This window comes from Parabacteroides sp. AF27-14 (assembly GCF_003635425.1).
GTDB classification, from domain to species: domain Bacteria; phylum Bacteroidota; class Bacteroidia; order Bacteroidales; family Tannerellaceae; genus Parabacteroides; species Parabacteroides distasonis.
The window spans coordinates 17,090-29,508 of sequence record NZ_QTLZ01000009.1 but is presented as its reverse complement, the minus strand read 5'-3'; the positions used below and the strand labels follow the sequence as shown (position 1 = coordinate 29,508).

12 protein-coding genes are annotated in these 12,419 nt (G+C 41.0%); 8 read left to right on the top strand and 4 right to left on the bottom strand.

Annotated features, from left to right (window positions below; all coding sequences use genetic code 11):
• The first annotated feature begins 350 nt into the window (after positions 1 to 350).
• Together rlmD and DWY79_RS10965 are read left to right on the top strand one after the other, a co-directional pair.
• Positions 351 to 1,763 (top strand): 23S rRNA (uracil(1939)-C(5))-methyltransferase RlmD, encoded by a 1,413-nt coding sequence (rlmD, locus tag DWY79_RS10970; RefSeq protein ID WP_122369353.1) that lies wholly within the window; start codon positions 351 to 353, stop codon positions 1,761 to 1,763.
• Positions 1,764 to 1,775: 12 nt separating this feature from the next.
• Positions 1,776 to 3,161: a transglycosylase SLT domain-containing protein gene (locus DWY79_RS10965; RefSeq protein ID WP_005862368.1), complete on the top strand. Its 1,386-nt coding sequence runs from the start codon at positions 1,776 to 1,778 to the stop codon at positions 3,159 to 3,161.
• Between the two features lie 68 nt (positions 3,162 to 3,229).
• On the opposite strand, the gene DWY79_RS10960 is transcribed toward DWY79_RS10965, so the two are convergent.
• The gene (locus DWY79_RS10960) at positions 3,230 to 4,111 is read right to left on the bottom strand and encodes a DUF3078 domain-containing protein (RefSeq protein ID WP_048927277.1); all 882 of its coding nucleotides are present in this window, start codon (positions 4,109 to 4,111) and stop codon (positions 3,230 to 3,232) included.
• Positions 4,112 to 4,276: 165 nt separating this feature from the next.
• Between DWY79_RS10960 and DWY79_RS10955 the strand changes: the two genes are divergently transcribed.
• Positions 4,277 to 4,510 (top strand): YecH family metal-binding protein, encoded by a 234-nt coding sequence (locus DWY79_RS10955; RefSeq protein WP_122369352.1) that lies wholly within the window; start codon positions 4,277 to 4,279, stop codon positions 4,508 to 4,510.
• Positions 4,511 to 4,603: 93 nt separating this feature from the next.
• Here DWY79_RS10955 and DWY79_RS10950 read toward each other — a convergent pair whose 3' ends face one another.
• Positions 4,604 to 4,867, bottom strand: coding sequence for a hypothetical protein (locus tag DWY79_RS10950; protein WP_230328000.1), 264 nt, complete (start codon positions 4,865 to 4,867; stop codon positions 4,604 to 4,606).
• A 100-nt stretch (positions 4,868 to 4,967) separates the two neighbouring features.
• On the opposite strand from DWY79_RS10950, the gene DWY79_RS23375 reads away from it, so the two are divergent.
• Both DWY79_RS23375 and DWY79_RS10945 read left to right on the top strand, forming a co-directional pair.
• Positions 4,968 to 5,039: a hypothetical protein gene (locus tag DWY79_RS23375; RefSeq protein ID WP_350453580.1), complete on the top strand. Its 72-nt coding sequence runs from the start codon at positions 4,968 to 4,970 to the stop codon at positions 5,037 to 5,039.
• Positions 5,040 to 5,371: 332 nt separating this feature from the next.
• Positions 5,372 to 5,722: a DUF1622 domain-containing protein gene (locus DWY79_RS10945; protein WP_008772200.1), complete on the top strand. Its 351-nt coding sequence runs from the start codon at positions 5,372 to 5,374 to the stop codon at positions 5,720 to 5,722.
• Between the two features lie 356 nt (positions 5,723 to 6,078).
• On the opposite strand, the gene DWY79_RS10940 is transcribed toward DWY79_RS10945, so the two are convergent.
• Positions 6,079 to 6,300, bottom strand: coding sequence for a helix-turn-helix transcriptional regulator (locus DWY79_RS10940; RefSeq protein ID WP_005862373.1), 222 nt, complete (start codon positions 6,298 to 6,300; stop codon positions 6,079 to 6,081).
• A gap of 2 nt (positions 6,301 to 6,302) precedes the next feature.
• Positions 6,303 to 6,782, bottom strand: a complete 480-nt coding sequence (locus DWY79_RS10935) for a DUF2975 domain-containing protein (protein WP_087344632.1) — start codon at positions 6,780 to 6,782, stop codon at positions 6,303 to 6,305.
• A gap of 926 nt (positions 6,783 to 7,708) precedes the next feature.
• Between DWY79_RS10935 and DWY79_RS22590 the strand changes: the two genes are divergently transcribed.
• From DWY79_RS22590 to DWY79_RS10920, 3 genes are all read left to right on the top strand, one after another.
• Positions 7,709 to 7,846 carry a hypothetical protein gene (locus DWY79_RS22590; RefSeq protein WP_008772202.1) on the top strand — a complete coding sequence of 46 codons (138 nt, stop codon included), beginning with the start codon at positions 7,709 to 7,711 and terminating at the stop codon, positions 7,844 to 7,846.
• A 102-nt stretch (positions 7,847 to 7,948) separates the two neighbouring features.
• A complete protein-coding gene (locus DWY79_RS10925) occupies positions 7,949 to 11,185 on the top strand; it encodes an FAD-dependent oxidoreductase (RefSeq protein ID WP_048927274.1) in 3,237 nt (1,078 codons plus the stop codon).
• Between the two features lie 105 nt (positions 11,186 to 11,290).
• Positions 11,291 to 12,379, top strand: coding sequence for a phage integrase SAM-like domain-containing protein (locus DWY79_RS10920; RefSeq protein ID WP_005862537.1), 1,089 nt, complete (start codon positions 11,291 to 11,293; stop codon positions 12,377 to 12,379).
• The last annotated feature ends 40 nt before the right edge of the window (positions 12,380 to 12,419 follow it).

Sequence of the window (12,419 nt, the reverse complement as noted above, 5' to 3'; positions counted from 1 at the left end):
CTTTGCCCCTTACATAATTATATGATCTTTTTCTTTTATTTGTGTCTATTTATTTCCAATAGGAAGACTCAGGAGTTTTTTGCTGAAGAAACTAAAGTTTCTCCCTAGTGGAACTAAAGTTTTTCTATAGCAAAACAAAAGTTTTCCTTATAAGAAATTTTAAGAAACTGCAATATATTGATTTATAAACACATACTATACATCCCTTTCTGTCCATAATCATATCTTCATCAATCTTGATAGAATAACGAGAACTGTTTGCCGGACTCATTTAAGTATATAGAACGAAGCTCTTTGTTCTTAGCGGAATTGTAAGTATTTTTGCGAAGCGAATTTAAAACTTAACGACATTGGCAAGAAAGAAGAAACAGTTGCCTATATTAGAAAAGGTAACCATTACGGACGTAGCCGCCGAGGGCAAGGCTATCGCGAGAGTGAACGATATGGTGGTATTTGTACCCTTCGTCGCTCCGGGAGACGTGGTTGATATTCAACTGACCCGTAAGAAGAATAGTTATGCGGAGGGGAAACCTGTATATTTCCATGAGTACTCGGCCAAACGTGCGGAGCCGTTTTGTGAGCACTTCGGTGTCTGTGGAGGTTGCAAGTGGCAACATCTTCCCTATGAGGAACAACTTTACTATAAGCAAAAACAGGTCTACGATAATCTTACCCGCATCGGGAAAGTCGAAATGGAAGAGAAACTTCCGATCTTAGGTTCCGAGCGCACGACTTTCTACCGGAACAAGCTTGAGTTTACTTTCTCAAACAAGAAATGGCTTACGGAGGAAGAGATCCAGTCCGGTGCTTCTTTCGATTGCATGAATGGTGTCGGGTTTCATATACCGGGGATGTTCGATAAGGTATTGGACATCCATAAATGTTGGTTGCAAGATGATATATCGAACAAGATCCGTCTTTGCGTCAAGGAATATTGCCTATCTCATGAGGGATATCCTTTCTTCGATTTACGGAACCAAGAGGGATTCGTTCGTACGTTGATGATCCGTACGGCATCCACTGGGGATTTGATGGTCGTATTGGTTTTCTTCCATGAGGATGTAGAGCGCAGGGAAGCGTTATTATCTCATCTGGCGGAACGATTCCCGGAAATCACGTCCTTGATGTACGTCATCAACGGCAAATGTAATGACACGATCACCGACCAAGAAGTTCTCGTATTCAAGGGAAAAGATCATATCATCGAAGAGATGGAGGGGCTTCAATTCAAGGTAGGTCCTAAGTCTTTCTATCAGACAAACAGTGAACAGGCTTATAATCTATATAAAGTGGCTAGAGAATTCGCGGGTCTTACCGGAAATGAGATGGTGTACGATTTATATACCGGGACAGGTACGATCGCAAATTTCGTCTCTCGTCAAGCAAAGAAGGTTATCGGCATCGAATACGTACCGGAGGCTATCGAGGACGCAAAAGTGAATTCCGCCTTGAACCATATAGAGAACACGCTTTTTTATGCCGGTGATATGAAAGATATCCTTACGCAGGATTTCATAAACCAACACGGACGTCCGGATGTTATTATTACCGATCCACCACGTGCCGGTATGCATGATGATGTGATCAACACTATTCTCTTCGCCGAGCCGGAACGTATCGTTTACGTTAGCTGCAATCCTGCTACGCAAGCCCGCGATTTGAGTTTGTTGAGCGTGAAATACTCCGTCAAGAAAATCCGTCCGGTCGATATGTTTCCTCATACACATCATGTGGAGAACGTGGTTTTGCTTGAGAAAAAATAAACATATAATATAATGTATAGGAAATACGTCCCCTTTCTGCTCTTTTTGTTCTTCTTGTATGGTTGCAACGGTAACAAACAAGAGGAGAAAGAGGACGTTTCCGTTTTCGTGGATTTACCGCAACTGAAAGCGGAAGGCGAGATCACGGCGGTGACTTTATACAGTTCTACCTCCTACTTCCAATATAAGATGCAACCCATGGGTTATGAATACGATCTGATAAACGATTTTGCCAAGAGCCAAGGTTTGAAATTAAACATCAAGGTCGCCGAGAATCCTGCCCGTCTGATCGAGATGCTAGAAGCCGGCGAGGTCGATGTTGTAGCCTACCCCATCCCAATCAATAACAAGCTGAAACAAGAGGTCATTTATTGCGGCCGGGAGGATATCTCCAGTCAAGTATTGATACAACGGGCCAATAAAGGCGATAAGCTTCTTACCGATGTCACTCAATTAATCGATAAGAATGTTTACGTAAAGCCTAACACCAAATACTCCGAACGACTGAAGAACTTGGATGAGGAACTCGGCGGAGGAATCCATATCCAAAAAGTGGAAAATGACTCCATTGCTACCGAAGATCTTATCGAGATGGTCTCCTTGGGCGAAATTCCCTATACGATCAGCGATGATAACACCGCCCGCCTAAACAAGACTTATTATTGGAATATCAATGTCGACCTAAAGGTTAGTTTTCCCCAACGCTCTTCATGGGTGGTAAGGAAAAGTAGTCCGGACTTGGCGAAGGCCATCGATGAATGGGCTTCTGATAAAACGGGTAAACATTCTTTCAAGGCAGTTACTAAGCGGTACTTTGAATTAAGCAAGCGACCTTTTACCGCAGATATTCCGGAGGTAAAGAATGGACATATTTCCCCGTATGACCCTTTATTCAAGAAACATGCGAAAAACATCGGATGGGATTGGCAGCTGCTGGCGTCTATTTCCTATCAAGAGTCTCATTTCAATCCTACGGTTGTATCGTGGGCCGGTGCCGAGGGGCTTATGGGAATCATGCCAAATACGGCGAAGGCATTAGGTGTCACCCCGCATGAATTGAAAGATCCGGATACGGGAATCCGTACGGGAGTAGATTGTTTACGGCGCTTCCGTCAAGGTTTTTCTGAGATTACGGATCCTGAAGAAAAAGTCAAGTTTACCCTAGCGGCTTACAACGCTGGGATCGGACATATTTACGATGCGCAGCGATTGGCCCGAAAATATGGAAAAGATCCCAATAAATGGGATAATAATGTAGCGGAATATATTCGTTTGAAAAATGATCCCGAGTATTATAACGATCCTGTTTGCAAGCATGGATACTTGCGTGGCTCAGAAACATATAATTACGTGCGGGAAGTGTTGGAGCGTTATCATTACTACAAGAAAAAGTCATAGTTATAAAAAAATTCATAGCTATGAGTGAAAGTAGTCATAACTATGAATTTTCTGCAAGTAAATGCCACTTAAAAATTATAGGCGACACCTATGCCTAATATTTCTTTGAACTGGACCTTCGCCCCCCGTTTCTCTCCATTATCCTCAAAAGTTTTCACGTCGTTATCATATTTAAGCGTCGTATTGAGTGTAGCGGACAGGAATTTATTAATCTTCATGCTTATCAATACATCCCAATTGACATCGATATTTCCGAATTGATCGCTATAAGGAGTAAAAAAGTCAGCTGTAGTAATCAAGTTCACGTTTTCCATCACGATTAATTCCGCACGAGCTTTCAGGTAAGCTCCCCATTCCATTCTGAAGCGATCTCCCGGATCGACCCCGAAAGCTCCTAACTCGGAAAGGTAATCATCCTCCACGAAAGTCATCTTCGTGGAAGCCGGAGAAAGATAAACCGAATAATTGCTTTTGGGACGATATTCCATACCTACGGAGATATTCGAATACGCCGGCGCAAAGAAGTTCGATATATAATGTGTCTTATCCGGATAATTATATCCTTTGGCAAACTGGGTGTTTAAATCTCCCATCAACGTATAATACCATACATTATTGGTGGAATATCCTAATTGGGTAGACAGGGTTATATTATCGGTACTTTTCCTCATTCCCTGCGATTTAGTCTTTGATAATCCGTAATCGAGAGCGAGATTGGTTACCCATAACCAGTCACCGCTTTTATGTGTTAATGTCCCATTCAGATACGCATTTCCGGCAACAGAGTTCTCACCGCCAGCCGACCAATTCGACATCGCCGTTTGCGACAAGTTCAAACCTGTCACACCTTTCAGTACCCATTTGCCTTCCTCATATCCTTTATCATCCGTTTGACTATATGTGATTGTCGTTAATGCGACAAACAATGTCATGAAGAATATACGTTTCATATTGTGATATATTTTAGTTATTAAAAAATAAGACGTCCTATCATTTAAACAGGTTTGATTAATTTTTGTTTAGAAAAGCCTAAAGTTGAAAGGATGTCACATTTGTTACACCTTTATACGGATAAACCCCTTATTTTTGTATCCGATAATTAAGTAATTTGATTTATGGAACAGTTACATGCACACGAAGTCCTTCATATGATGGAGGGTAATAGTTATTCAGAAGCTTCTTTAAAAGAAGCGATCGTTAAGACTTTTGGTGAGGATCAGCGTTTCTATACTTGTTCGGCAGAAAATATGGATACGGATGAGTTAATCGTATTTCTGAAACAAAAGGGGAAATTCATGCCTGTCGAAAATGGTTTCACGGTAGATATTACAAAGGTTTGTATTCATTAAAGATTCTACGACACTATCAATGACTCTAGGCTAAATCAAAAGAATTTAGCCTAGAGTCATTTGCCTAAAGTTAAAAAATACTTTCGATTCTACTCAATGGACAATACTATTCCTATAAATAATCGCAAATGATTTTTGCATCAATTCATAATCTTTATCAGAGACATAACTTAGCCTACGGTTACCCGCGTGATTTATCATCCAGACAAAAGACTCTATATACTTTAGTATCTTATTTGAATTATCACTTTTTATACGTGACAAATAATCCATTTTTCCTAAAAGATAATTACTCACTTCAAGAACACTCATCTTATTACACTCATTCAACAATGATATTAATTCAAGGTCTTCCATAATCTTTATTTTTATTACTACAAATATAATATATTTAATCAAATAAACAAATCATATAGACAGATTTTCATCTTTAATTCTTTTACATAAAATAGCAAAAATGGAAAATGAACACATCTCTAAATTATATACCACTAATCTAAATGAGATCATTGAAGTTCATTGCCATTAGATAGGAAGTAGTTTCCTTAAAAAGAAATCAGATGGTCCTACAACAATAAAAATAGGCTTAAAAGAAAAATATTTAATAGATTTGTTTTGATATTCAAATAATAAAGATTATGTTTGATGCGCATTTTGTTGCAAGTGAAAATATTGGGGATTTTTTGACGTTCTGGAATAACACAGACAGCAACCCGGCAAGTTTTGTACTACCGGGTTGTTTTTTATCCATGATTGATCCTATACGTGTAAAAGTGTGAGTCCGAAAACCTACCATACCTGCGAGCCTTCCAACAAACATTCTATAGGCCTTTTATGTTATGGTTGTAAAATGGTCTATTTATGCTTACTGGTTTTTTAAATACCTTAGCGACTATAATAAGTGTGACAAGCCTTCTGATTGTCACCTATGGTGCATTAATCGGAGTCATCTCATTTTTCAGAAATGAACTTAAGCGACTTACTGGTAATTATTCCATTACTAACATAAGAAAACTAAGAGCTGCATTCGGTACATACTTACTTCTCGGACTAGAATTTTTGATAGCGTCAGATATCTTAAAAACAGTATTGGAACCAACACTTAATGAATTGGCCATTTTAGGTGGAATAGTCGTGCTGAGAACAGTTCTGTCTGTCTTTCTGAATAAAGAGATCAAGGAACTAGAGACTGAAAATAAAGATACCGAGTAGATCCCATAAAGTTTTCAAGGGAAAGTACAGAAAAATGGCGCTTAAGTCTTGCATGAACAGGATTTAAACGCCATGAAGTAAAGTTAGAAAACCAAACCGCTCGGCCTTCACAGGTGAAGCGGAAGTGGATATATTGCCTTAAACTAATACCTTATATTATTACAACCAGATTAAAGATCATAATGTTTATGCTTTTGATGAATTTCAATAGCCAAAATAAAACAGAAAATAAAAATCCGCATCCAGCGTCACTGCTACATGCGGATCAAAAATAACAAACTCTTACAAGAGTTAGGCACTACATAAAGTTGTATTATACTAATAAGCAGACTGAACCGCATCAAAGTGTTGATTCCTTATGTTGTTTTTTTCTCATCATTTACATATTCCAAAATGTCGCTTGGCTGACAGTCTAATGCTCTACAAATTGCCTCTAGGGTACTAAAACGAATTGCTTTCGCCTTTCCCGTTTTTAAGATAGAAAGGTTAGATAATGTCAAACCAACTCTTTCAGAAAGTTCGTTCAAAGAAATCTTCCGCTTTGCCATCATTACATCTAAGTTTACAATAATAGGCATAATTAAACTGTTAAGTCATTCTCTGATTTCATATCTATCGCATTTTGCAATAATTTTTCAAATACAGCCACGGCTGTCGCAACTACGATAGCGACAAAAGTAGTTACGATACAAATGGCAAGAAAACCTGCGGGGTCATCTTCTGTATTATGGGTCAACCTTATAAATAGTCCTGCCAGCACGATTAAAATACTTAGTAAGATCGCACAATGCTTTATGTTCTTCAAAGTCTTTACAGAGTTTGTTGAAAACACTTTATTTTGCCCAATATAACCGAGCAACCTAAAAGCATTGTACAACGCAACAAAAAAAGCGATTGACGCTCCATATCCATATAAGATAAATGGATCAGCGTAAGTACTAAATAAATCTAGGTGTGTGGCTCGTCCCTCAGTTAAGGGAAACCAAATCAAAATAATAAGTGCCACAATACCGATAAGAACAATAACTGTTTGAAGAAATGCTGTTGAAATTCTTTTCATGACGTATGATGTTAATTTTAAACGACGTTGCAAATGTAATAAATATTTATTGATAAACAATAAATGAATAGCGAAATTCAAAAAACAGTCTCTTTCTCAAGCTAATTAAAAAATCTGGACTTGAATCGCCAGTGTAGTGTCGAAGTACAATGATCTCCCATTTGGAAGGGAGAATGGGAATAGAAGAAAAAAAGAACGCCTACCTGAAAAGTGGTAGACGCTCATTGCATACGGTTATTGGGACAAATATAGAGTTTATTTCTATCTTGGATTATCCTATTCATTAATAACTACTTCATCTCTTCTCCCTTTTCATTAAAGATAGCGATAGCCTCCTTGCCCTCGATTACCAAAATCACCTTAAAGAGTTTACCTTCAGTCTTTTCCGCAACATATACCTCTTGGATCGCTGAATCCGGATAAGATTTTTAATTAAACAATCTATTCATATTAACGTAATCAATAGATATAGAACAACGGATATGCCGAATTTCGCCTATCTACAGATAATCATGACACACAACATCTTATATTTTAGCATTAACATATGGATTCCATGCGGAAACAAATAAAAATCCGCATCCAGCTTCACAGCTACATGCGGACCAAACAAATAACAAACTCTACTTATATGAAAAAACAAATACTACTAACAAATTATTATACGATGACTACTATCAAGGTGACTTCTGAGTCATTTTATAGTATAACAGAAGATTGTTTGAAAAGGTTCACCAGTAATTTCTTTTAGGCTGAGAGCTTTTCTTTTTATCGACTGTTTGAATATAAAACATTTCAAGCTGCAAATTGTTTTACAAACAAAGATAAAAATGATGATTGATCGGTTTGAGGCATGATTAAGAAGTTACTTTCTATATTATTGTTTATGATAATGCTCTTTGCCTTCCGGATGAATGCGGAAGCGGATGAGGAACACTTTTCTAACGGTTCCTATCGTTAGCGCACTAGGATTAACATTAAATGAAAGCGCTTCCGACGCTATGGTTGGTGGAGCAGTTACCCAAAACGACAAATTTCAAGTAAAACACGGCGATTACTCCTAAATATTTAGGGATAATCGCTTTTTTATGAATAGATTTCAAGTAAAATTAGGACATTTATCCAATTATATCCGTAATTTTAGCCCAATTAAATCAATAGCAATTATGGAAAGAATCGTTAATCATCCTATTTTAACAATTCCACAAGAGGGAGAACACACTTTTTTATTCAATGGCAAACCCGTAACGGGAATGAAGGGTTTTACCATCGCCGCCGCCTTACATCAGGCCGGCTATCCAGTACACAGTCATAGCGTAAATGGCCGCAACCGTTCGTTGAATTGCGGTATCGGTAAATGTGGCGCCTGCGAAATGCTGGTAGACGGAGAAGTAAAGCGTATCTGTATTACGAAAGTAGACAATGTAAAGGAAGTATCGGAAATAACAGTACAGAATTATACGACAGATTCCCAAATAGAACCCAGAGAAGAACCGGTAGAGATCTATCGAACCGATGTGGCCATCATTGGTGCCGGCCCCGCTGGATTAGCTTGTAGGGAAACCTTAAAAGAGCTAGGCTTGAACAGCATCGTAATCGATAGCAATGATAAGATTGGCGGTCAATTCTTGATGCAAACCCATGCATTTTTCTTTTTCGAGAAAGAGCGGCGCTTTGGCGGTATGCGTGGTTTCGATATAGCGAAAACTTTAGCCGGAGACGACCACTCTGGTATTTTCTTACATTCTACGGTCTGGGATATCCTACAAAATAAGCGTATCGCCGTAAAAGACATGCTTAACCATAAAAATTTTTATGTAGAAGCTCAAGCCTTGATAGTCGCTACTGGTGCGGTTCCTTTTATGCCGACCTTCGAGAATGATGATGTGCCCGGAGTTTATACAGCGGCAGTCGTACAGAAAATGATGAACGCTGAATTCACGTTACTCGGCAAAAACATATTGACAGTAGGCGCCGGTAATATAGGTTACCTAACGTCTTACCAATTGATGCAAGCCGGAGCGAAAGTCAAGGCTATTTTAGAGGCGATGCCCCATGAAGGTGGATTTCCGGTACAAGCGAATCGAATTCGCCGCCTTGGCATACCTATTTATACCTCTCATATGCTTTTGAAAGCCATTCCAAACCAGGATCGGACAGGTATCACTGGCGCGGTTGTCTGCGAATGCGAGAACTTCAAGCCAATCCCGGGAACAGAGAAAGTGATTGATGGTATTGATGTTATTAATATATGTACAGGATTGATTCCCGACAACCAATTGCTAACCAAAGGCCAATATACATTTGGAAAACGTTGTGCCGGCGTAGGTGATGCTGTACGAATCGGAGAAGGTACTACCGCCGTACTAAGAGGAAAGCAAGCCGCTTATGAGATCGCCCAAGAGCTAGGCGTACGTTTCAACTACAACGATTACTTACAAATATCTAAGGAATACATCGACTCCCAGCAACATCCGATCCGCATCAAGGAAGAGTCCCCAAGGCCCACTCCCGAACGTCAAGCCCAACGCCCTTTCGTTCGTTTGGATTGCCTATACGGTTTCGCTTGTAACCCTTGCTCTTTCGCTTGTCCTCAAAAGGCGATCACCAAAAGCTCCACCAGCGTAACGCCCGAGATCGATTACGAAAAATGTACCGGCTGTATGCAATGCGTATCCCATTGTCCGGGGCTGGCTATTTTCGGCTACGATACCCGGAAGCAAAACTTATTCTTACCGGTAGAATACGAGGTAGAAGAAGGTGCCGAGGTGTGGCTCGTCGATGATAACGGGAAGAAACAAGGCGAAGGTATCATTGAGAAAGTATTAAAGAAGCCGACAAAAACAAACGTGGCCCGTGTGAAAGCGGCAGGAATGGAAAACGATGCCTTATTGAATATCACAGGATTCATCGTAAAAGAAAACTATCCGGAGGAAATCGACTTCAAGCAAGAGCCGGAGTGTGAGTCGGAGACCTATGTTTGCCATTGCGAGGACGTATCTTTGGACGAGCTACTTTCCGCCATTGGGGATCGTAAATATATCTCCGTCGACGAGGTAAAACATATCACCCGCCTAGGAATGGGGCCATGCCGGGGAAAACGCTGCATACCCCGCCTACGCATGAAACTAAGGGAAAAAGGTATCGAACTGGTAGGCGACGCTACCCCCCGTGCTCCCCTATCTACCCGCTTCGTCCTAGGGGAAATGTATCCGCAGCGTCAGATAGCGGATACCTATAAAGTAGATTCCGGAAAGCAGGTTCGTAAGACGGAAGTCTTAATCGCCGGCGGAGGTATAGGTGGTAGCGCATTATTCCGTTATTTTGCGGAAGCCGGTAAAAAGACCGTGCTTATTAATGCGGATCGAGGATCATCATGGCGTAATATCGGTGGTGGTCGTCCAGCGTTCTCGATCCCCGAATTAGCGGAGATCGCCCGTAATAACCAAACGATATTCGAGGAGACACAAAAAGAATACGATATCCATTACCGTGAGATACGCTATATCACGTTCGCCCACGACGAGGCTACCTACAATGATCTGGAACGTTCCTGCGGTTGGTCCAACGCTTATTTGATCGACAAGAAAGACTTCCAGAAAGAGGTGTCTCCCTACTTCAACACGAACCAAAACACCTATTTCGCCGCACAAATCTCCCAGCATTGTTGGCAAGCTACCCCGGGGCGTGTGATAGACTTTATACGAAACAAAGGCAAAGAGCGGCAAGGTGAGGTTTTGGAAGACACACACCTAGTGGAAGTACACAAAAACGGTGGAAAATATCACGTCTTATTATATACGCATGATAAGCGATACATCGAATACGAATGTGATCATTTCGTGAACGCCCTCGGTTATAGCGCCGAGCGTTTCGCCCGCATGCTAGGCCTTTACACCGGCCTCTATCCGGTCAAGCACCAAGCGTTGATTACCCATCGCCTACCGAATCTGGGTAAAGACGGGGATATCCTCGATATGTTGATAGACCGCCGGAAACGTAACGACTTCTCCGCTGTCTACGGTCAGCAATTCGCCGAGACCGGACAAATTATCGCTTGCGCCTCCCCCGCTGTCGACGCTAAAGCGGAGATCAGCAACTTTGATGAGTTGAAGTTTAATACCCGTCGTTTCATGGAGATCATCTCCGAGGTGTTCTGCGATTGGATTCCATCGTTAGCCACAGTACCCGTACAAGCCACATGGTCCGGTTATTATGTAGAGCCTCGCTACATTATCGATCCGGATAACGGACTATTCGTCGGTTTGCAAGGTCACGGCTTCATGCTCGCTCAATACTTGGCTAAACTATACGTAGATAAAGCGTTAGGCCGTACCGTTCCGGATTATATGGAGCGATTGAGGCTCGATGGAGACGGAATTAGTGAGAAAGCTTTCAAATAAACTATAAATAAAACAAAACCTCCTCTACCACAATTGGTAAGGGGAGGTTTTGATAAAACCAATCTTTTCTATTTTTGTTATTCTATATCCATAAATAGTAATCATATGAATATAGAAACAACAGACAACTCCCCTTTGCTACAGGAATGTATAGAAGAATTGATCAGTAGTAAAATCGATGAGGGGAAAGGAAGAACCGCTGGGAATTATCGAAGCGCATGGAATAAATTATCCACCTTTTTAGGTCCGAGAGTAACGGAGTTTACATTTGCCGACTTAACGACCGATTTTCTTCATCACTATCTTTTATGGTTGATGCAAGGGGAAGACGGGAAACAGGCTCCCTTGAAACCGGGTAGTTTGGACTTCTACATTCGTAATCTAAAGACAATGTACAACAAGATCGCTCAAGATAAACAAATGGATGTTCCGAGAGAAAGCCCGTTCTCCGGCCTGCAGATAAAGGTCCCACCCACCCGGAAAAGGGCTTTGCCAAGCCTCGACCTACAAAATCTGGCGACTCTTGAGCGGCCCAAGAACCCACACGCCTGTACGGCCCTTCACTTGGCTCTTTTCTTATTTTACGCTAGAGGTATGTGCTTCGTGGATGTCTTTAATTTGCGACACAGCAATATAAACGATGATTATATCCACTACGTACGTAGCAAGACTGGCGTAGCGATGCAAGTAAAGATCACCCCCGAGATGAAGAACATCATATTCTCTTATCGGCGTTTCAATAACCCGTGGATATTCCCTTTCTTACACGAGAAAATCAGCGGAGAGGGAGAAGTCACGGCCCAGTCCGCGCTTCGGAGAGTGAACCGCCACTTAAAGAAAATGGGAGAGCAATTACACTTCGAACAGCCATTCACTACCTATGTGATGCGGCATAGCTGGGCTTCCATGATGCTGGAGGCGAATTCGGAAATCGGCATTATCAGCCAATCCTTAGGACATATGTCCCTACGGACTACCGAGATCTATCTTGGCCGGATATCAGTATCTAAAATAGACAGGGCCTCCGATAATATGTTGAATAATTTGGTTCGCGGCTCTTCCTCCCGGCAAAGAAGTAAAAATAAGGTGATGGCTTTAAGAGACAATCCTCCTATACAAATAAAAGAGACAATCGGCAAGAAATGCAAGAAGCTCATTTCCTCGATTGCCTCTAAGTTATTCTCATTTATTTAAAATAGTTCATGCAGGAATGCCAAAGGGTAGATTCGTCAAG

Bases quoted from the DNA above. Each gene is read 5' to 3' on its own strand.
- DWY79_RS10960 (WP_048927277.1), bottom strand. From the start codon at position 4,111: ATGAAACGTATATTCTTCATGACATTGTTTGTCGCATTAACGACAATC.
- DWY79_RS10945 (WP_008772200.1), top strand. From the start codon at position 5,372: ATGCTTACTGGTTTTTTAAATACCTTAGCGACTATAATAAGTGTGACA.
- DWY79_RS10935 (WP_087344632.1), bottom strand. From the start codon at position 6,782: ATGAAAAGAATTTCAACAGCATTTCTTCAAACAGTTATTGTTCTTATC.
- DWY79_RS10950 (WP_230328000.1), bottom strand. From the start codon at position 4,867: ATGGAAGACCTTGAATTAATATCATTGTTGAATGAGTGTAATAAGATG.
- DWY79_RS22590 (WP_008772202.1), top strand. From the start codon at position 7,709: ATGAGGAACACTTTTCTAACGGTTCCTATCGTTAGCGCACTAGGATTA.
- DWY79_RS10965 (WP_005862368.1), top strand. From the start codon at position 1,776: ATGTATAGGAAATACGTCCCCTTTCTGCTCTTTTTGTTCTTCTTGTAT.
- DWY79_RS10940 (WP_005862373.1), bottom strand. From the start codon at position 6,300: ATGCCTATTATTGTAAACTTAGATGTAATGATGGCAAAGCGGAAGATT.
- DWY79_RS10955 (WP_122369352.1), top strand. From the start codon at position 4,277: ATGGAACAGTTACATGCACACGAAGTCCTTCATATGATGGAGGGTAAT.
- DWY79_RS10920 (WP_005862537.1), top strand. From the start codon at position 11,291: ATGAATATAGAAACAACAGACAACTCCCCTTTGCTACAGGAATGTATA.
- DWY79_RS10925 (WP_048927274.1), top strand. From the start codon at position 7,949: ATGGAAAGAATCGTTAATCATCCTATTTTAACAATTCCACAAGAGGGA.